13 protein-coding genes are annotated in these 18,803 nt (G+C 74.0%); 8 read left to right on the forward strand and 5 right to left on the reverse strand.

Features of this window, described 5'->3' with window-relative positions:
- The first annotated feature begins 30 nt into the window (after nt 1-30).
- Nucleotides 31-942 (forward strand): SMP-30/gluconolactonase/LRE family protein, encoded by a 912-nt coding sequence (locus ACZ6RT_RS31555; protein WP_470157513.1) that lies wholly within the window; start codon nt 31-33, stop codon nt 940-942.
- A 112-nt stretch (nt 943-1,054) separates the two neighbouring features.
- On the opposite strand, the gene ACZ6RT_RS31560 is transcribed toward ACZ6RT_RS31555, so the two are convergent.
- From ACZ6RT_RS31560 to ACZ6RT_RS31570, 3 genes are all read right to left on the reverse strand, one after another.
- Nucleotides 1,055-4,270, reverse strand: a complete 3,216-nt coding sequence (locus ACZ6RT_RS31560; protein ID WP_470157514.1) for a GH92 family glycosyl hydrolase — start codon at nt 4,268-4,270, stop codon at nt 1,055-1,057.
- Nucleotides 4,271-4,405: 135 nt separating this feature from the next.
- Entirely contained in the window at nt 4,406-7,105 is a 2,700-nt protein-coding gene (locus tag ACZ6RT_RS31565) for an AAA family ATPase (RefSeq protein WP_470157515.1), read from the reverse strand.
- A 145-nt stretch (nt 7,106-7,250) separates the two neighbouring features.
- Nucleotides 7,251-9,005 carry a 2-isopropylmalate synthase gene (locus ACZ6RT_RS31570; protein WP_470157516.1) on the reverse strand — a complete coding sequence of 585 codons (1,755 nt, stop codon included), beginning with the start codon at nt 9,003-9,005 and terminating at the stop codon, nt 7,251-7,253.
- Between the two features lie 282 nt (nt 9,006-9,287).
- On the opposite strand from ACZ6RT_RS31570, the gene ACZ6RT_RS31575 reads away from it, so the two are divergent.
- The 3 genes from ACZ6RT_RS31575 to ACZ6RT_RS31585 all read left to right on the forward strand — a co-directional run bounded on the left by ACZ6RT_RS31575 (nt 9,288) and on the right by ACZ6RT_RS31585 (nt 12,027).
- Entirely contained in the window at nt 9,288-10,190 is a 903-nt protein-coding gene (locus ACZ6RT_RS31575) for a UbiA family prenyltransferase (RefSeq protein ID WP_470157517.1), read from the forward strand.
- 273 nt (nt 10,191-10,463) lie between these two features.
- A complete protein-coding gene (locus ACZ6RT_RS31580) occupies nt 10,464-11,360 on the forward strand; it encodes a sensor histidine kinase (RefSeq protein ID WP_470157518.1) in 897 nt (298 codons plus the stop codon).
- Entirely contained in the window at nt 11,350-12,027 is a 678-nt protein-coding gene (locus ACZ6RT_RS31585; RefSeq protein WP_399186715.1) for a response regulator transcription factor, read from the forward strand. The genes ACZ6RT_RS31580 and ACZ6RT_RS31585 overlap by 11 nt, the downstream gene beginning before the upstream one ends.
- On the opposite strand, the gene ACZ6RT_RS31590 is transcribed toward ACZ6RT_RS31585, so the two are convergent.
- A complete protein-coding gene (locus tag ACZ6RT_RS31590) occupies nt 12,003-12,968 on the reverse strand; it encodes an aldo/keto reductase (RefSeq protein WP_470157519.1) in 966 nt (321 codons plus the stop codon). The two genes, ACZ6RT_RS31585 and ACZ6RT_RS31590, sit on opposite strands and share 25 nt — an antisense overlap.
- Nucleotides 12,969-13,380: 412 nt before the next feature.
- On the opposite strand from ACZ6RT_RS31590, the gene ACZ6RT_RS31595 reads away from it, so the two are divergent.
- On the forward strand, nt 13,381-13,509 hold the full coding sequence (locus ACZ6RT_RS31595; RefSeq protein ID WP_470157520.1) for a hypothetical protein: 129 nt from the start codon (nt 13,381-13,383) through the stop codon (nt 13,507-13,509).
- On the opposite strand, the gene ACZ6RT_RS31600 is transcribed toward ACZ6RT_RS31595, so the two are convergent.
- Nucleotides 13,490-15,022, reverse strand: coding sequence for an NDP-hexose 2,3-dehydratase family protein (locus tag ACZ6RT_RS31600; RefSeq protein ID WP_470157541.1), 1,533 nt, complete (start codon nt 15,020-15,022; stop codon nt 13,490-13,492). The genes ACZ6RT_RS31595 and ACZ6RT_RS31600 overlap by 20 nt on opposite strands.
- 224 nt (nt 15,023-15,246) lie before the next feature.
- On the opposite strand from ACZ6RT_RS31600, the gene ACZ6RT_RS31605 reads away from it, so the two are divergent.
- The 3 genes from ACZ6RT_RS31605 to ACZ6RT_RS31615 all read left to right on the forward strand — a co-directional run bounded on the left by ACZ6RT_RS31605 (nt 15,247) and on the right by ACZ6RT_RS31615 (nt 18,731).
- Complete coding sequence (locus tag ACZ6RT_RS31605; protein WP_399186712.1) at nt 15,247-15,843, forward strand: dTDP-4-dehydrorhamnose 3,5-epimerase family protein; 597 nt, start codon at nt 15,247-15,249, stop codon at nt 15,841-15,843.
- 288 nt (nt 15,844-16,131) lie between these two features.
- On the forward strand, nt 16,132-17,295 hold the full coding sequence (locus tag ACZ6RT_RS31610) for a macrolide family glycosyltransferase (protein WP_470157521.1): 1,164 nt from the start codon (nt 16,132-16,134) through the stop codon (nt 17,293-17,295).
- On the forward strand, nt 17,295-18,731 hold the full coding sequence (locus ACZ6RT_RS31615) for an AfsR/SARP family transcriptional regulator (RefSeq protein WP_470157522.1): 1,437 nt from the start codon (nt 17,295-17,297) through the stop codon (nt 18,729-18,731). The genes ACZ6RT_RS31610 and ACZ6RT_RS31615 overlap by 1 nt, the downstream gene beginning before the upstream one ends.
- Nucleotides 18,732-18,803 lie beyond the last annotated feature (72 nt).

Consider the following 18,803-nt stretch of genomic DNA (forward strand, 5'->3'; position numbering starts at 1 on the left):
GTAGAAGGTGGGGCACCGAGGAGGTGCCCGGTGGATATCGTTCCCCTGGAGTTCGAAGCGTTCGACCGCCGCATCGCGGGGGTCTCCGGCGACCGTAACGTCGAGCGGCTGCACCGGGGCACGCGCTGGGCCGAGGGGCCCGTGTACGTCCCCGCGGGCCGCTACCTGGTCTGGAGCGACATCCCGAACGACCGCATGCTGCGGTGGGACGAGATGACCGGCCGGGTGGGGCCGTTCCGGGAGCCCGCCGGGTACGTCAACGGCAACACCCTCGACCGCGAGGGCAGGCTCGTCTCGTGCGAGCACGGCGCGCGCCGGGTGACCCGGACCGAGCACGACGGCTCGGTCACCGTGCTCGCCGACCGGTGGCGCGGCATGCGGCTCAACAGCCCCAACGACGTGGTGGTGCGCTCCGACGGGTCGGTCTGGTTCACCGACCCGCCGTACGGCATCCTCAGCGACTACGAGGGGCACCGGGCCGAGCAGGAGATCGACGGCTGCCACGTCTACCGCGTCGACCCCGGCACCGGCGAGGTGAGCGTGGTGGCGGACGACTTCGCCCGCCCCAACGGCCTGGCCTTCTCCCTCGACGAGCGCCTGCTGTACGTCGCCGACACCGAGCGCCGCCACGTGCGGGTCTTCGAGGTCAGCGATGACGGCGCCCTCACGGGCGGCGAGGTGTTCGCCGAGCACGACGGCGAGGGGAGCTACGACGGCATGCGCCTGGACGAGACCGGCCGCCTCTGGGCCGCCGTCGGCCCGGCGATCCACGCCTATCATCCGGACGGGACGCTGCTGGGCAGGCTGCTCCTGCCCGAGAGCGCCTCGAACCTCGTCTTCGGCGGCCTGAAGCGCAACCGCGTCTTCGTCACCGCCACGACGTCCCTGTACTCGGTCATGGTGAGCGTCCGGGGCGCCGAGCCGGTGTGGGCGCGCCGATGACGCGCCCGGCCGCGCCCGGCCGCGCCCGGGTGGGGCCGGAAGGGCTCCCGGGTGAGGCCGGGAGCCCTTCCGGGGACCGGGAGAACTAGGAGAACCAGGAGAACCGGGAGAACTAGGAGAACGCCCAGGTGAACAGGTGCAGCTGCCCGTCCTCGGGAGTGGAGAACGTCAGGCTCCGCACCTTCCTGGCCGGGTCCAGGGCGACGGGCCGCGACGCGTAGACGTGGGCCGGCACGGGCTGGAGCGCCCACGAGCCCCAGAACAGCCGGTGCGGGGTGCGGGCCACGACCTCGTTGCCGAACCGGGGCTCGTCCGAGCCGAAGTCCAGGATCCAGTCGCTGAGGCCGAGCCGTCCCGTGCCGGTCGTGCCGTCGGTGTAGGTGACGGTGACGTCCGCCTCGGGCCAGCCGTTCACGCCCGTTCCCAGGAAGGAGACGCCGGTGGCGCCGTCCGGTGCGGCCACCTCCAGCGGCTCCGTTCCGGGGCGGACGTTGTCCCACTCGCCGCGCTTCCTGTCCGGCCAGGTGAAGGTGACGTCGCGCGACGTCACCCGCCCGCCCGGGGTGAGACCGGCCTCGGCCAGGGCCTGCGCCGAGAGGCTGAAGCCGGGCCCGTCGATGTTGGCCTCGCCGGGAGCGCCCATGTGGCCGATGCCGGCGTTGTTGTGGTGCCACTCCGGGGTGCCGCGACCGGCCACGTTGAGCCGTACCGAGGCGGTGAGGTCGCCCACGACGACCGGCACCGTCAGCATGCCGTGCGGCACGGTGCCGGACACCGAGATCCGCAGGGCCTGGCGGGCCTGCCCGCCCGCGGTCAGGGCGAGCGTGCCGCGCGCGGGCGACACGGTGACGCCGGCCGGGGGCCTGGCCTCCCAGGTGAGCGTGGCGGCCCGGCCCAGCGACCGGACCGCGAGGTCCGTGGTGAGCGTGCCACCGGGCTCGACCGGGCCGCTGCCGCGGCTGAACCCGGCCAGGTACGGCCTGGTCCCGGTGCCGAACGACGGCGGCGCGTCCTCGGGGTCGGTGCCGAAGTCCCGGTTCGGGGACGTACCGCGGACGAAGCTCAGCCGTCCGCCGCCGGTCGCGAACGACTCCGGCAGCCACGCCCGGTCCGTCGCCGCGCCGTTCACGCTGAGCGAGCGGATGTACGGCCCGGAGCCGCGGGCGTCCACCACGATGTCGTCGGCGTCGCCGCCCGGCCGGTCGATCGTGACCCGCTCGAACAGCGGGGTGTTCACCAGCAGCTCGGCGCGGCCGGGGATCGCGGGGAAGAGCCCCATGGCCGACCACACGTACCACGACCCCATCGCGCCCAGGTCGTCGTTGCCGACCAGCCCGTCCGGGCCCGGCCTGAACAGCTCCTGCTGCACCCGCCGCACCAGCTCCTGCGTCCTGTACGGACGGCCGGCCCACGCGTACAGCCACGGCGACGTCATCGCCACCTCGTTGCCCAGGTAGGCGTACGGCTCGGCGGGCCCGGCGTTGAGCTTGGTGAAGTAGGTGTCGAGCCGGGGCACGACCTCGCCGGGGCCGCCCATCGCGGTGAACAGCCCGGTCGGGTTGTGCGGCACCAGCCAGTGGTACTGGGCGCCGTTGCCCTCCATGTAGACGTCCGGGTGGGCCGGGTCGAACGGTGAGGTGAACGCGCCGTCGCCCTGGCGCGGCTGGATCCAGCCGGTGCCCGGGTTGTAGATGTGCTGCCAGGCCTGCGCGCGTCCCATGAACTCCGTGGCCGTGGCCCGGTCACCGAGCCGGGAGGCGAGCTGGGCGATCCCGAAGTCGGCCACGCCGTACTCCAGCGTCGCCGACGGGTCGTTCGGGACGTGCCCCTGGCGCATGTACGCGGCGTTGCCCGGCCGCTCGTCGTACTGCAGCAGCGGGTGCCCGATGTCGCGGGGGCCGGTCCGCCTGGCGGCCTCGGTCATCGCCCGCAGCGCCGCCCGCGCGTCGAAGTCGCGCGCGCCGAACGCGTACACGCTGGACAGGATCGAGTGGTACGGGTCGCCGACCATGACGCCGGTGACCGCGGTCTGGTGCGACCAGCGGTCCCACACGTTGCCGAGGGCCTGGGCGTTGTCGTACATCGACTGCGCGATGTCGGCGGCCACGTCCGGCGCCAGCAGCGCGAGGAGCTGCACCTGGCTGCGGTAGATGTCCCATCCGGAGAAGGTCGCGTAGTGGTGGCGGCCCGGCCGCACCCGGTGCGGCTCGTGGTCGCTGCCGGTGTAGGTGCCGTCCACGTCGTCGGAGACGTGCGGCTGCAGCAGCGTGTGGTAGAGGTTGCTGTAGAAGGTGCGCTGCTGGTCCTCGCTGCCGCCGCCGACCCGGACCCGGCCCAGGCGCTCGCGCCACACGCCGGCCGCCTCGCGGGCCACCTGGTCCACGCCCTTGCCGGCGATCTCGGCCTGGAGGTTGCGCCGGGCGCCGTCGAGGCCGACGTAGGACAGCCCGACCCGCATCTGCACCGGCCGCTCCGGGTCGAACTGCAGGTACGCCCCCGAGCCCGGCCCGTTGACGGTCACGTCCTCGCGGGTGACCAGGTCGCCCCTGACCCTGGCGGGTCCGGCGTTGGCGACGCTGCTCCCGCCGGGACGCACCTCGCCGTCCTTCCAGGTGCCGAACGCGGTGACCGGCCGGTCGAACGTGGCGTGGAAGTAGATCTTGTAGCGGGTCGGCGGGCCGCAGAACCCGCCGGTCTGCACCCAGCCCTCGACGGTGTTCCCGTTGATCCTGGTCTCACCGTCGTCGACGCCGTTGACCGAGCCGCTGGTGTTCAGCAGCACCGTGCCGGGCCTGCCCTTGGGGAAGGTGAAGCGGGCCACGCCCGTCCGCATGCCGGTGCTGAGCTCGGCCTCGACCCCGCTGTCGAGCGTGGTGCCGTAGAAGCCGGGGGAGCCCCGCTCGTTGTCGTGCGAGAACGTCTGCACGTAGTCCTCGCCGTGGGTGGCGGGCGAGCGGCCGATCGTCCCCGAGACGGGGATCACCGGGAAGTCCTGTGCGCCGGTGCAGCCGGGCCCGGAGATGTGCGTCATGGAGAAGCCGCGCAGCCGGTCGTCCTCCCACCGGTAGCCGCCGCCGGCGTCGGAGACCGTGTCGGGGCTCCACTGCATCATCCCGAACGGCAGGACGGCGCCGGGGAAGGTCATGCCCCCGCCCCCGCCGTGGTCGAAGTCGGGCGCCGCCTCCTTGGTGCCGTGGAAGACGTTGACCAGGGACACGGGGTCGCGCTCGGCCGGCACGGGCTGCGGGGCGCCGAGCGGCAGGGCGGTGGCCGCGAGCAGGGCGGTGACGACCGGCACGGACCAGTGAGGCAGGGACCAGAAAGACACGGCAGTCCTCCGAAGGTGGGGTCGCCGTATCGAACCCCGGCCCCGCGCGGCCGGTCAACGGACGGCAACGACGGCCACAACCGGCCACCGGCCCCGCCCGCGAACAGGGGTTGACGTCCCCGCGTCCGGGTGCGGTCAGAGCTGTTCCCCGGTCAGGGGCTCGGGCAGGTCGGCGCGGCGCGCCACGCTGAGCTTGCGGTAGACGCGCGTCAGGTGCTGCTCCACCGTGCTCACCGTGATGAACAGCTGGGCGGCGACCTCCCGGTTGGAGTAGCCGTCGGCCACCAGCGTCGCCACCCGCCGCTCGGCGTCGCTGAGCGGCGGCCGCGCGCCGGGCAGCTCACCGGCCCACGCGCCGTCGGAGTCGTCGGGCAGCATCCGGCTCAGGGCTCCGGCCTGGCACTCCTCGGCCAGGGCACGGGCCCGGCGGCCCAGCACCGCGGCCCGGCGGAACTCGCCGACCGCGTGGTAGGCCCTGGTGAGGCCGGTCAGCGACCTGGCGAGCTCGTACCTGTCGCCCCCCTGCTGCAGCAGCTCGGCCGACTGGCGCAGCAGCATCACCCGGTGGCGCCTGTCGGCGGTGGCGGCCAGCACGCGCAGCGCCATCCCCTGGACCCGCCCGGAGCCGCCGGAGCGCGCGAGCTGCTCCTCCACCAGCAGACGGGCCTCCCGCACCTCGTCGAGGGCGATCAGGGCCTGCGCCGCGTCCAGCCGCCAGGCGATGAACTCGGCGCTGTCGAGCCGCCACTCGACCATGAGCTCGCCGCACAGCCGCAGGTCGCGCAGCGCCTGTCGGGCCTGGCCGGCCGCCAGGTGGAAGCGGCCCTTGCCGTGCAGGTACTGCAGCCCGAACCGGGTCTCCAGCATGGCCTCGGGCACCGGCCGGGTGACGGGCGGCAGGAACTCCTCCTGACGGCCCATCGCCACACCGGCCAGCAGCAGGCTGCCCAGCGGTCCGCCGACGGCGACCCCCCAGCTGTCCGGCGGGATGAGCTCCAGGGCGCGCTGCGCGTCGGCCGCGGCCCCGGCCGGGTCGCCCCGGCGCAGGCCGATCTCGGCGCGGATGGCCGACAGGCGGGCCTGCCGGCTCGGGGCCCGGCGCGAGACCGCCTCGGTGATGAAGGAGTCGCACCAGGGCGCGGCGAGATCGGCCCGGCCGGTGTAGGTCAGTGCCAGCAGCGCGCTCTCCACCGTGTCCATCGACATCTCGTCCAGCCGCGAGCCGCGCAGGATGCGCTCGGCCGCCGCCGCCGTCTCCGGCAGCGGGCCTCCCGTCAGCGCGCGCACCAGCGCGTCCGCCGACTCGGTCCGGCGGTCCGCGCTGAGGGAGTGGGCGGCTCCCCCCGCCTGCTCGTCGGTCAGCTCGGGCAGGTGCGGCAGGAACGACGGGCAGCTGCTGCGGAACCAGGCGTGCGCCACGGCCAGCTCCGCCACCGCGTCCCGGTCCAGCTCCTGGAGCCTCCTCAGGTGCGCCAGGACGTCCCTGGCGTCGTCGGCGTGGCCGTGCCACAGCAGCGCCTTGGCCAGCACCACGGCGTCGCCGCCGGTCAGGTGGCCCCGGCGCAGCGCCTCGGTCAGCTCGGCCAGGTGCCCGGCGAGCGTGCCGGGGTCGATCCGCCACTTGGCCCGCACCAGGACGGTGGCGATCCTGGCGCGCCGGCGCTCGTCCCGGCAGGACCGCAGGGCCAGCATGAGGTACTCGATCGCGGACTCCACGCCGTCCTGGCGCAGCGCCCGCGCCGCGGCCTCCTCCAGGACCGGCAGCGCCCACGGCTCGCCGGCCTGACCGGCCCGCAGCAGATGCCCGGCCACCACCGGGACCGGCGCGCCGTCGCGGTAGGCCAGCTCGGCGGCCCGGCCGTACAGGTCGACGCGCTCGTGCTCGTCCAGCCCGGCCAGCACGGCGGACCTGGCGGCCTCGTCGCGGAACCGGCCGCCGTCCAGCAGCCCGGCACGGGTCAGGTCCTGGACCGCCCTGACGACGACCGTGCCGTTCTCGCCGAGCAGCCGGGGGACGAGCCCGGCCTCGCCGAGCACGGCCAGTGCCCGCGCCACCCGGGGGGTGTCGCCCCCGGCGCGGTGCAGGCAGGCGAGCACGGCCTCGGCGTACCGCTCGCCCCGGCCGTCCCCGGTGCGGTGGTCCTCCAGCAGGGCGTCCACCAGCAGCCGGTTGCCGCCGGTCAGCGCGTGCCAGCGCTCCGGCGTGGCGCCGGCGTCCCCGGACGCGAGCCGCGTCACCTCCTCGGGGGACAGGTGCCCGAGGCGGATCGCGCGGTAGTGCGGCCGCCGCTGCATCTCCGCGTGCAGGCCGCCGAGGGTGTGCGCGTCCGGCACGCTGAAGGCCAGCATGACCCTGGCGTAGGCGATCCTGCGGGCCAGGTGCGACAGGCAGAGCTGCGAGACGCGGTCGGCGTGGTGCAGGTCGTCCACGACGACGAGCAGCGGGCGCCGCTCCGACAGCTCCAGCAGCACGGCGCAGAGCGCGTCCACGACCAGCAGGTCCGCCCGCTCGCCGGCCGGCGAGCCCTCCGGGTGCGCGCGGGCGCCCTCGCGGAGCAGGCCGGTGGCGGTGGCGCGGTCCGGCTCGGTCATGGACGCGCCGTGCACGAGCTGCGAGAGCACGCCGAGCGGGAGCGCGCTCTCGGCGGGCGAGCCCGTGGCGGTGAGCAGGAGGGCGTCGTGGCCGAACGCGTGCTCGCCGAGGCCGTACAGGAGTGCGCTCTTGCCGGTGGCGATCGCGCCGGTCACCATCGCGACGCGGCCCCTGCCGGCCACCGCCTCGTCCAGGAGCTCCCTCAGCGTGGTCATCTCGTGCCGCTGGACGTCCTCACCCATGGCGGTCCTCCGTTCGGTGGTCAAGCGGTCGGTCCGACGGAGCGCGCGGGCCGGGACGGCGGTCGGGACGGGGCCGGGACGGGGGCCGGGACGGCCCGGCCCCCGCCCCGCGACGAGGCGGGTCACGCCGGTCTTCTCTCGCACGTCAGCCGGCGTTCGCCAGGCGGCGCGGCTCGTGCAGGAGACGGACAGGCCGCGCGCGGCCCGCGAGGCGGGCACCGGCCACGCGCACGGCGGAGAACGCGGCCGTGGCCACGTCGGCGCCGATGCCCGCACCCCACGCCACCTTCGCCGCCCCGGTCCCGCCGGGGGCGCCGGCTGGGGTGCACTCCGCGTAGACCACGACGTCGCGCGGGGAGCGGCGGGCGAGGGCGGGGCGCTCCGGGGCCGTCTCGCGCTCGTCCAGCGCCGGGGCGGTCGCGTGCACGGCCCGCACGTCGATGCCCCACGGGCCGAGTACGGCGCGCAGGTCGCACGCTCCGCCGGGGACGCGGGCGCCGTCGATCCAGAGCGTGACGCCGACCGGCTCGTCCTCGAGCGTGCGGGGCCCGCCGCGCGCGTCGTGGTCCAGGTACTCCGCGCGGAACAGCTCGCCGATCCGGCTCGGGGACAGCTCGCCGCCCTCGGCGTCGGCCTGCGCCTGCACCCGGGCCGCCAGGTCGACCTGGAGGCCGCGGGGCAGGTCGAGCCCGTGCCAGGCGCTCATCACGTACGCGACGCCGCCCTTGCCGGACTGGCTGTTGACCCGCACGACCGCCTCGTAGGTGCGCCCCACGTCCCTGGGGTCCACCGGCAGGTACGGTGTCCGCCACGGGAGCTCGCCGGCCGGCACCCCGGTACGGGCCGCGAGCCGCTCGTGCTCGTCGAAGCCCTTCTTGATGGCGTCCTGGTGCGATCCCGAGAACGCGGTGTACACCAGCTCGCCCGCGTAGGGGTGGCGCGGGTGGACGGGCATCTGGTTGCACTCCTCCACGGTGCGCCGGACGGCGTCGATGTCGGACAGGTCGACGCCCGGGTCGATGCCGTGCACGAACAGGTTCATGCAGAGCGTCACCAGGCAGACGTTGCCGGCCCGCTCGCCGTTGCCGAACAGGCAGCCCTCGATCCGCTCGGCCCCGGCCAGCAGGGCCAGCTCGGCCGCGGCGACCCCGGTGCCGCGGTCGTTGTGCGGGTGCACGGACAGGCACACGTGCTCGCGGCGCGACAGGTTGCGGTCGAGCCACTCGATCTGGTCGGCGAAGACGTTGGGCAGCGAGCGCTCCACGGTGGTCGGGAAGTTGAGGACGATCCCCCGGCCCGCCTCCGGCCCCCAGGCGTCCATGACCGCCTCGCACACCTCCAGGGCGAAGTCCGGCTCGGTCTCGTTGAACAGCTCGGGGGAGTACTGGTAGGACAGGTCGCAGTCGCCGAGCACGCGTTCGGCCTGGTCCATCATGACCCGGGTGGCCCGTACCGCCATGTCGCGGCACCCGGCCCGGTCGACGCCGAGCACCAGGTCCCTGAACTGCGGCGACGTGGCGTTGTAGATGTGGACCATCGCGCGGGGCGCGCCCCGCAGGCAGTCCACGGTGGCCCTGACGAGTTCCTCGCGGGCCTGGGTGAGCACGGTGACGCGCACGTCGTCGGGGATGAGGTCGCCCTCGATGAGCAGCCGCACGAAGTCGTGGTCGTCCCGGCTGGCGACGGGGAAGCCGACCTCGATCTCGGTGAAACCCAGGTTCACCAGGAGGTCGAACATCATGAGCTTGCGCTCGGGGGACATCGGGCGGGCCAGCGACTGGTTGCCGTCCCGCAGGTCGGTGGAGAGCCACCGGGGGGCCGAGCGGATGCGCCTGCCCGGCCAGGTGCGGTCGGTCAGATCGAGGGGCATGAATCCGGTGTAACGTCCGGCACCCTGCATGATGGTCTTCCTTTCGTGGGTGACCCTCGTTCTTCGGGAAGCTGGAAATAGGGGTTGGAAATCCGTGGCGTCGTTTTCTAGGGTGAGGATCATCCGCCCCGCGTTCATTCACCGGTGTTATGGCCGGACGCTATAGGGGCTCCGGCGGCCGGGCAACAGGGGGATCGGGAGTTCGCCGGGAATGACCCAGGGAAACGCACCCGGTATCGAAAGGAGTACCGTCCGCTACACCTTTCGGATCACCCCCTACCGGTGGCGCCGCCCCCGCTCACAATGCGAGTCATGGCAGCAATCTCCCCGCACGCCCTCGCCCTCTGCGTCATCGAGGCCCGCCCTTCGGTACTCGCCGTCTCGGCCATGCGTTACCTGACCGGTGTCGCGCTCGCGCTGCCGGCCGCCACGGTCGCCGTCCCCCTCCCGCGGGTCGCGCAGGGGACGGCCGCCTGGGTGCTGTCGATCCTCGCGGTCTACCTCTACAACGGTGTCACCGACGTTACGGAGGACCGGATAAACGCTTCCGGCCGCCCCATCGCCAGGGGGGACCTGGAGACGCGGACGGCCGCCGCCGTCGCCGCCGGCGCGGCCTGCCTGGCGCTCCTGGCGACGTGGGGCCTGCCGGGTCCGATGTTCGGGATCGTCGCCGCCAACCTGGCGCTGGGGTACCTGTACTCGGGGCCGCCGTCTCCGCTGAAGGACAGCTCGGGCGGTACGGTCGCGGTGCTGTGCCTGTCGGGCCTGCTGTCCTACCTGGCGGGATTCACCGTCGCGACGGGCGGCGGCGGCGTGGCCCTGCCGGCCGCGCTCGTGCTGTTCGCGGGCGTCGCCATCGGCTGGATGGTGCTCGTCGGCATGCCCGCCAAGGACCTGTCCGACATCACGGGGGACACGGCGGCGGGCCGGCGCACCCTCGGCGTCCTGCTCGGCGACCGGGTCTCACGGCAGGTCATGGTGGGGGCCGCGGTCGCGCTCCTGGCGGGGTTCGCCATGGCGGTCTCGGTGACGCACGTGCCGCTCGCGGGCGTCGTGCTCGCCCTGGCGGCCGGGGTGGTCGCGGTGGCGGTCGCGGCCCTGCCCGCGGCGCGGCGGCCCGGCGACGGCGACCGCCGCCGCACCCGCCGTCCGTACGGGGCGTTCATGGGGACGCAACACCTTCTTCATCTCACCGTAATTTTGTCCCCGATCTGACTGAAACATTGCATGTGACTCTTGCTCGCGCCATAGTTTTGGGGAGCGCTCGGCGGCGGAGAGGGGACACCGGAGGTGACTCACGGGGCCGCGGGGGACCCGGCGGAATTAGTCGAATCGTGTCGTGAAGAAATACTCGGCGAGTTCGAATCGGCTCTGCGTTCCACCGGAAACGCCGTCTTCTCAGACCGGGGCGCCCGTGAGCAGGCACTGCGCACCGCCCATCACATACTCGACGACGTCACGGCCACGCTGCGCGCCGGGAAGATACAGGTGGGGGAGCTGTACCGGTTCCAGGCGCGGGAGCTGGGGAACGTGCGCGCGGCCGGGGGAGTGCATCCCAAGGCCTCGCTCGAGGCGGGCTCGCTGTTCTTCCGCGCGGCGCTGCGCCACCTGACCCGCCGGATCGCGGAGGCGTACGAGTCCCCGGCCGACGTCATCGTGCTGGTCATCGGCGGCATGGAGGAGAGCCTGTCCCAGCGCATCCGGGAGTCCGCCGACAGCTACCACAGCTTCCTGCTCAACCAGGTCCAGGAGAAGCAGGAGGACGAGCGCCGCCGCATCGCCCGCGAGCTGCACGACCACATCGGGCACGGCGTCAGCGTCGCCCACCAGCAGCTCGCGCTGTCCGAGGTCTACCGCCCCGTCGACGCCGCCCGCGCCGGTGCCAAGATCGGCATCGCCCAGCAGGCCATCAGGGAGACCATGGAGAACCTCCGGCAGATCACCTCAGAGCTGCACCCGCAGATCCCGGTCCGGAGCCTGGAGAAGTCCCTGCTGGGCTTCCTGGAGACCGTCGAGGACGAGGCGGTCTCCGTCAGGCTGGACGTGAACGGCGACGAGTCGTGGGCCTGGCCGCGGGTGCTCGACGAGGCGTTCCTCATCATCCGCGAGGCCGTGCGCAACGCGCTCGCCCACGGCCGGCCGAAGACCGTCCTCGTCCGGGTGAACATCGCGCCGCACGAGCTGTCGGCGTCCGTCCAGGACAACGGGTGCGGCTTCACCCCCGCCCGGGCGCGCGAGCGCGGCGGGGTGGGCCTCACGTCCATGCGTGAGCGGGCCGGGCTGCTCGGCGGGCGGTTGCTCATCTCCAGCGACCCGGGGAACGGCTGCCTGGTCGAGCTCTTCCTGCCCCTCCAGGGGCGGGCCGGCGGCGGCCGTGACGCCTGAGGCCGGCGAGGCCGGCGGGGCCGGCATCTCCGTGGTCCTGGTCGACGACCACGCCCTGTTCAGGGAGGGCCTGCGGGAGATCCTGGAGATGGCGGGCGGCATCGTCGTGGCGGGCGAGGCCGGCGACTCCGCCACCGCGGTGCAGGTGGTGGCGAGGACCCGGCCGGACGTGGTGCTGCTCGACGTGGAGATCCCCGGCGACGAGGTGACCGAGACCGTCGGCCGCATCCGCGAACTCTCCCCGGAGAGCGGCATCATCATCCTCAGCATGTACGACGGGCCCCACCTGCTCGCCCGGCTGCTGTCCGCCGGCATCCGCGGCTACCTGCTGAAAAGCGTGCACCGGCACGAGCTGATCTCGGCGGTGCGCAGCGTCCACGAGGAGCCCTCCCGCCTGGTGCTCGCCGTCTCCCGCAGCAGCCTGGCCCGGGTGGAGGCGCCCTCGGCCGGAGTGCTGTCGGGCAAGGAGCTGGAGGTGCTGCAGCTCGCGGCGCAGGCGCTGAGCAACGGCCAGATCGCCCGCCGCCTCGGGCTGGCGGAGGCGACGGTCAAGCGCCACATGCGCAACATCTTCGTCAAGCTCAACGCCGCCTCCCGCATCGACGCCGTCAACAAGGCCCTGGCCGCCTCGCTGATCCCGCCTCAGAGCAGGGGCGGCGAGGAGTGACCCGCGGCCCGGGGCGGGAAGAGCACGGACAGCGCCTCGCGGGTCTCGACCGGCAGCTCGACCGACGAGGCCGAGAGGTTCATCTCCAGGTGGACCGGGTCACGCGTGCTCGGGACGGGCACGACGTGGTCGTCCTGGGCCAGGAGCCAGCTCAGCGCGAGCCTTCCCGCGCCCACGTCGAGCCGCGCGGCCATGGCCTCCAGCGTCCTGAGACGGGTGGCGTCCGACCGCCGCGCCGCCGGGTCGAAACGGGGGTCGGCGCGCCGCCAGTCACCGGGCTCGAAGTCCGCGTGCGGCCCCACCCGGCCGGTGAGGAAGCCCCGGCCCAGCGGGCGGGCGGCGACCACGGCGATGCCCAGCTCGCGCACGGTGGCCAGCAGGCCGGGCGCGGGCCGGCGGCCCCACAGGGAGTACTCCACGGCCAGCGCCGTGATCGGGTGCACGGCGTGCGCCCGGCGCACCTGCTGGGGGGTGCCGCCGGTCAGTCCCAGGTGGCCGATCTTCCCGGCCGCCACCAGCTCCGACAGCCGCGACACGCTCGCCTCGACGGTCGCGTGCTCGTCCTGGCAGTCCAGGTAGAACAGGTCGATGCGGCCGGTGCGCAGGCGCCGCAGTGAGGCGTCGCAGTCCCGGTCCAGCGAGGCGGGGCGCCCGTCGAACCCCTCCGTCCCCCGGGGGCCGTGGCGGCGCACCCCGCCGCGGGTGGTCACCACCACCTCGTCGCGCCGCCCGGTGACGGCCCTGCCGATCAGGCTCTCCACCCGGCCCCCGGCGTAGAAGCCGGCCGTGTCGAACAGGGTCACACCGGCGTCGAGCGCCGACCGGATCAGCCGGTCCGCACCTGCGGTCCCGGAACGCCCGTAGACGCCGGTGAGGGCGAGCGAGCCGAGCCCGACACTGGAGATGACCGGCCCCGTCGGGCCGAGTCTCGTGTACCGCACGAGTCACCTTTCGTTCCACCGATCGCCGGTGCGTCTCTCCGGTTAAAGGCAGGGGAAATACAGAACAACCCCATACTCCGCAAATAACGGGATTCGATCGTCAGTCCCGGTGGATCTTTTCGCATGATAGGCGACCGCCCGCGCGCGCGGCCGTTCCGGGACCCCTAGGCGAACCCCTGAAATCGCTTCGAACGCATAAAAGATGATTAAGGCTCATTTAAAGAGTGTGGACGGTGGCCAATGTGTGACTTATTGCGATCAGAGAGGTTCAGGTGGTCGAGCGGATTCCGCCCGTGACGGGTCAGGGCCCCGGCGCCTTTACCGCCCCGTCCTCCGGAAGGGGACCGGAGACGACCGGATTCGGGGTCGTGCTCATCGCCGAGGACTGCTCCAGGAACGAGTGGGCCGCCAGGTGCCGGCCCTCTTCACCGGTCCCCCCGCGCAGATCGCCGGGCGGATCCGCGGCGGCGGGTTCACCTACGTCACCGTGGTGGACCCCGCCATGGAGGACTTCGCGAGGGTCATCGGACACCTCCGGTGACGGGCCGCCGGTGTGCGCCCACCGCCACCGCCGTGGCCGCCGTGCCTGTCGTCCCCGCCGTCCCCGCCGCCACCGTCGTGCCCGCTCTGCTCGCCGCCACCGTCGTGCCCGTCGTGCCCGTCAGGCCGTGCAGGCAGGCGATCAGGGTACGGGCCTGGACGTTCAGGTAGTAGCTGTGCCGCAGCAGCCCGTCGAGCTGGTGCAGGGCGAGCCAGCGGAACGACGGATGGCCGGGCAGCGGATCCTCGTCCGTCTCGACGACCAGGTAGCGGTTGCGCGCGTGGTAGAAGCGGCCGCCCTCCTCCGACAGGACGGTGTCGAAGCGCACCCGCCCGGGCAGGGCCCTCACCGTCTCCAGCACCTGGTCCAGCAGCACCGGCCGGGCCCGCGCGGGCAGGTGGTCGTAGTCGCCCGGCGCGCACTGCACGGTGGGGGCCAGCTCCACCACGTCGGTGCAGCCGGGCTCGGCGCGGGCGTGCACCAGCGCGTGCAGCACCCCGCGGACCGGCCTGACCAGGAAGGCGACGAGCCCCGTGCCCACCGGCTCGATCATCGGCTGCGTCCACCGGCCCACCTCGCGGCCGTGCGCCTCCACGCGCACGCCGACGACGTCGAAGAACCCGCCGCTCTCGTGCGAGATGCGGCCACCGGAGCGGTGCCAGCCGCGCAGCCGGTTGAGCGGCAGCGGCCTGACCTGGACGTCCACCGTGGAACGGACACCGCTGAGCCAGCTCAGGATCTCCGGCGTGCCGTGTGCGGCGCCCGCGCCCGGGTCGCGCGAGCGCTCCAGCAGGGCGCCGAACCCGCCACCGGACCCACCACCGGACCCACCGGCGAGCCCGTCGCCGAACCTGTCGCCGAGCCCACCGCCGGACCCGCCGTCCGCCCGGCCGTCCCGCGCCGGCAGGCACGCCAGCACCGTCCGGACGTCCATGTTGACCAGATCGGGCACCGACAACAGGTCCCGCACCCGCCGCAGCGGCAGCCACCGGAACCCCTCGGCCACGGCCACCTCCTCGCCGACCTCCACGACCATGTTGCGGTTGCGCTTGCGGTAGAACCAGGCGCCCTGCTCCGACTGGCGCACGTCGGCCAGCACCCGCCCGCGCGGCTCCCGGAAGAGGTCCAGGTACGGCACCGGCCGCCCCCCGTGCACCCCGGTGTAGTTGCTCCTGGTCGCCTGCACCGTGGGCGAGAGCTGCGGCCCGTCGATGTTGCCCGGCTCGTTCTTGGCCTGCATCAGCAGGTGCGGCACCCCGCCCACGCGCTTGAGCAGGATGCCGAGGATGCCCGTCTCGGGCTGGTTGATGATCGGCTGGGTCCAGGCCGGCACCGCCCACCCGGGCCGGCGCACGTCGAGGCCCTCGACCGTGAAGAACCGGCCGCTGCGATGGCGGATGTCGCCCGTCTCCCGGTCCTCGTACCAGCCGGCCAGCTCCTCCAGGGGCAGCCGGGTCACGCTCATGAACGTGTGCCCGGCCGTCTCGCGCAGCCACTCCTGTACGTCGGTGATGACAAGCTCCTCACAGCGCCGTCCGCCGCCCGCCGGCCGTCCGCTCGTCGGCGGTCCGCCGGTGGCGACGCTGCCACGGGCCGCCGGGACCGCTCAACCCCTGCTCACGTGCGGTCCCCTGCCCCGCGAGGGGGCGAATCATAGGGGTTCTGCTCCCGGCCGCGGCGTTCCTACGCTTTCGGGGTGAACGCCATGACCGATCACCGGGGAACGCGGGCCGGCGGGTGAGACACCGCGAACTGGCCGTGGCCGGCGCCTTCGTGTTCGACCCCGAGGTCCGATCCGACCCGCGCGGCAGCTTCGCCTCGCCGTACCAGGAGAGCGCGTTCGCCGCCGCGACGGGCCGCCCGCTCTTCCCGGTCGCGCAGACCGGCCGGAACGTCTCCCGGCGCGGGGTGGTGCGCGGCCTGCACTACACGCTGACCCCGCCCGGCACCGCCAAGTACGTCTTCTGCGCCGGCGGTCGCGCCCTGGACATGGTCGTCGACCTGCGGGTGGGCTCTCCGACGTTCGGCCGCTGGGAGGCGGTGGAGCTGACCGCCGGCAACGGCCGCGCCGTCTACCTGCCGCCGGGCGCCGGTCACGCGTTCGCCGCGCTGGAGGACGACACCGTGATGTGCTCCCTGCTGTCCGCCGAGTACCGCGAGGAGGACGACCTCACCCTGTCGGTCCTCGACGAGGACCTCGCGCTGCCGCTGCCGGGCGGGCGGCCACCGGCGCTGTCGGAGCGCGACGCCGCCGCGCCCACCCTGGCCGAGGCGGCGGCGCACGGGCTGCTCCCGGACTACAGGCCCGCCCCGGCGCCGTACGCGGTGCGGTGACGACCCTCCCGCGTGTCCCGCGTGTCCCGCGCGCCGCGGTGAGCCGCCGTACGCGGCGGCCGCGGGCCGACCCCTACCCTGCCCCGGGGTGGACGTCGCGGGCGCGCGGCTCCCGGGGTCCGGCGGCCCCGGATCACCACCCCTTCCCGGAGCGGGGGAACCCCTAGAAAAGGCGCGAACATAAGGGGCACGGTAGGGGAGACCGGCCCTTCCACCCCCCCTAGATTGGGCACCGCACGTAAAGCGCAAAGCCCTCGGGAGGATCCAATGACGGGGCGTTTTCTTTTCATGTGCCAACCCGACCACGGACACGTCATTCCCAGCCTCGCCGTGGTCGCCGAACTGGTCCGCCGGGGGAACCAGGTCACCTATCTCACCTCGCCCGCGATGGCCGGGCCGGTGACGCAGGCCGGAGCCACCGTGCTCCCGTACGACTCGATCTACCAGGACGTGGAGCTGCGGAAGCTGGAGGACGATCCGCTCGGCCTGCTCTCGCTCTTCCTCGACGAGAGCACGGAGATGCTCGCCGCCATCGGCCCCGAGCACAGACCGGACGTGATCGTCTACGACCTCTCCGTCCTGCACGCCGGGCGCGTCCTGGCCAGGAAGTGGGGGGTGCCCGCCACGCAGCTCATCCCCGTCTTCGCCTCCAACGCCCACTTCTCCTTCCTGTCCGCCATCTACGCGGAGGAGGACGGCGGGGCCGTCCCCGAGCTCCCGGGCTGGGTGGACGGCATGCTCGCCAGGACCCGCGACCTCGCCGAGGCCCACGGCGTGAAGGCCGACCCCGCCGAACTGTGGTGGGAGGTGCAGGACTCCACCCTGGTCGCCGTGCCGCGCGCCTTCCAGTTCGCCGGCGACACCTTCGACGAGCGGTTCACCTTCGTCGGCCCCTGCCTGGGCGAGCGCCGCTTCCTGAGCGGATGGGAGCCACCGGGGGACGGGCTGCCGATCGCGCTGCTGTCCTTCGGCACCGTGCTCAGCAGCCGCCCGGAGGTGTTCCGCACCTGCGTGCGGGCCTTCGCCGAGCTGCCCTGGCGGGCCGTGATCACGCTGGGCGACGGCATGGACCCGGCCGACCTCGGCGCGCTGCCGCCCAACGTCGAGGTCCACCGGTGGGTGTCGCACCTGGACGTGCTGCGCCACGCGTCGGTGGCGGTCACCCACGCCGGCATGGGAACCGTCATGGAGACGCTCTACCTGGGACGTCCCTCGGTCCTGCTCCCCGCCACCGCCATCGACCGGCTCGGTGCCCGCCGCGTCGAGGAGCTCGGGCTCGGCCGGGTGCTCGACTCCGCCGTCCTCACCCCCGACCGCCTGGTGGAGACGGTGCTCTCCGTCGCCTCGGACGAGGGCGTGCGGCGGGCCGCGGACGGGATGCGGCGGGAGATCGAGGCGGCGGGCGGCACGGCCCGCGCCGCCGACGTGCTCGAACGCCGTCTGGCCGCCTGATGGAGCGGTCCGCGCCCGGCCGGGCGCCCGCGTTCGAGTTCCACGTGCTGGGCCCGCTCACCGTGTTCAAGGACGGTACCGAGCTGTCCATGAGCGCCAACAGGGAACTGGTCATCCTGGCCAGCCTGCTGCTCAACGCCAACCGCGTGATGAGCGTGGAACGGCTCGTCGAGGCCGTGTGGGCGGGCTCGGCGCCCCCGAGCGCCTGGCGGCAGGTGGCCATCTGCGTCTCGCGGCTGCGCCGCACGCTCGGCGCGGGCCTGATCGAGACCTCCAGCCCCGGCTACCTGCTGCGCGCCGCCCCGGCCAGCATCGACTGGCTCCGGTTCCGGGAGCTGGTGGCGCGCTCGCGCGGCCAGGCGGCCGCCGGTGAGCGCGAGGACGCCGTCCTGCTGCTGCGCGACGCGCTCGCGCTCTGGCGCGGCCAGCCGTTCGAGGACATCCGCGGGCTGCGCTACGACGCGGCGCGGATGGCCGAGTCGCGGCTGGAGGCCCTGGAGACCTGCCTGGTGCTGGAGATCGAGCTCGGCCGCCACCACCAGGTGATCCCCGAGCTGCTCGCCCTCGTGGCCGAGTCGCCCTTCCGGGAGCGGGTACGGGCGCAGCTCATGCTGGCGCAGTACCGGGCGGGCCGGCGCGCCGACGCGCTGCGGACCTACCAGGAGACCCGCCGCTACCTGCTGAAGCAGATCGGCCTCGAACCCGGCCCGGCCCTGCGGCGGCTGCACGAGCAGATCCTGCGGGACGAGTCGGCCCTCATGCGCCCGCCCCCGTCGCGGCCCTCCGCGGGCCGGCCGATGCCCTCGCAGCTCCCGCCGCAGGTCCTGCCGTTCGTGGGCCGCGACGAGGAGCTGGCCACGCTGGACGCGATCCTGGGTTCCGCCCGCGCGCCGGGTGCCATGGTGCTGTGCGGGGCCGCGGGCGTCGGCACGACCACGCTGGCGGTGCACTGGGCGCACCGCCGGGCCGACCGCTTCCCCGACGGGCAGCTGTACGCCGACATGGGCGGCACCGGGCCCGTACCGGTGATGGACCGGTTCCTGCGGGCGCTCGGGGTGCAGGACATGCCGGCCGACCCCGCCGAGAAGCTCGCCCTCTACCGGAGCTGCACGGCGCGCAGGCGGCTGCTGGTCGTGCTGGACGGCGCCGAGCACGGCGACCAGGTGCTGCCGCTGCTGCCGAGCGGGCCGGACTGCCGCGTCATCGTCACCAGCTCCGACCCGCTCGACGACCTGGTGGCCCGGCAGGGGGCCGACCGGGCGTTCCTGCGGCCCCTGACCGACGACGCGGCCAGGCACCTGGCGGACCTGCTGGTCGGCGGGGCGTTCGACCCCCAGGCGGTGTCGGATCTCGTGGTCACCTCGGGAGGCAACCCGCTGTCGCTGCGGCTCGGCGCCGCCCGCCTGCGCTCCCGCGCGGGACAGCCCGCCGCCTGAGGCCGCCGCGCCGGACCGGGCGCCGGTCCCGTACCCGCCCCGTGGACCCCCGGCCACCCGCCGGGGGTCCAC

Source organism: Streptosporangium sp. NPDC050148 (assembly GCF_055586505.1).

What these genes read in the sequence shown, in the direction of transcription:
- ACZ6RT_RS31565 (WP_470157515.1), bottom strand. Translation starts at nt 7,105, where the DNA reads ATGGGTGAGGACGTCCAGCGGCACGAGATGACCACGCTGAGGGAGCTC.
- ACZ6RT_RS31570 (WP_470157516.1), bottom strand. Translation starts at nt 9,005, where the DNA reads ATGCAGGGTGCCGGACGTTACACCGGATTCATGCCCCTCGATCTGACC.
- ACZ6RT_RS31575 (WP_470157517.1), top strand. Translation starts at nt 9,288, where the DNA reads ATGGCAGCAATCTCCCCGCACGCCCTCGCCCTCTGCGTCATCGAGGCC.
- ACZ6RT_RS31610 (WP_470157521.1), top strand. Translation starts at nt 16,132, where the DNA reads ATGTGCCAACCCGACCACGGACACGTCATTCCCAGCCTCGCCGTGGTC.
- ACZ6RT_RS31615 (WP_470157522.1), top strand. Translation starts at nt 17,295, where the DNA reads ATGGAGCGGTCCGCGCCCGGCCGGGCGCCCGCGTTCGAGTTCCACGTG.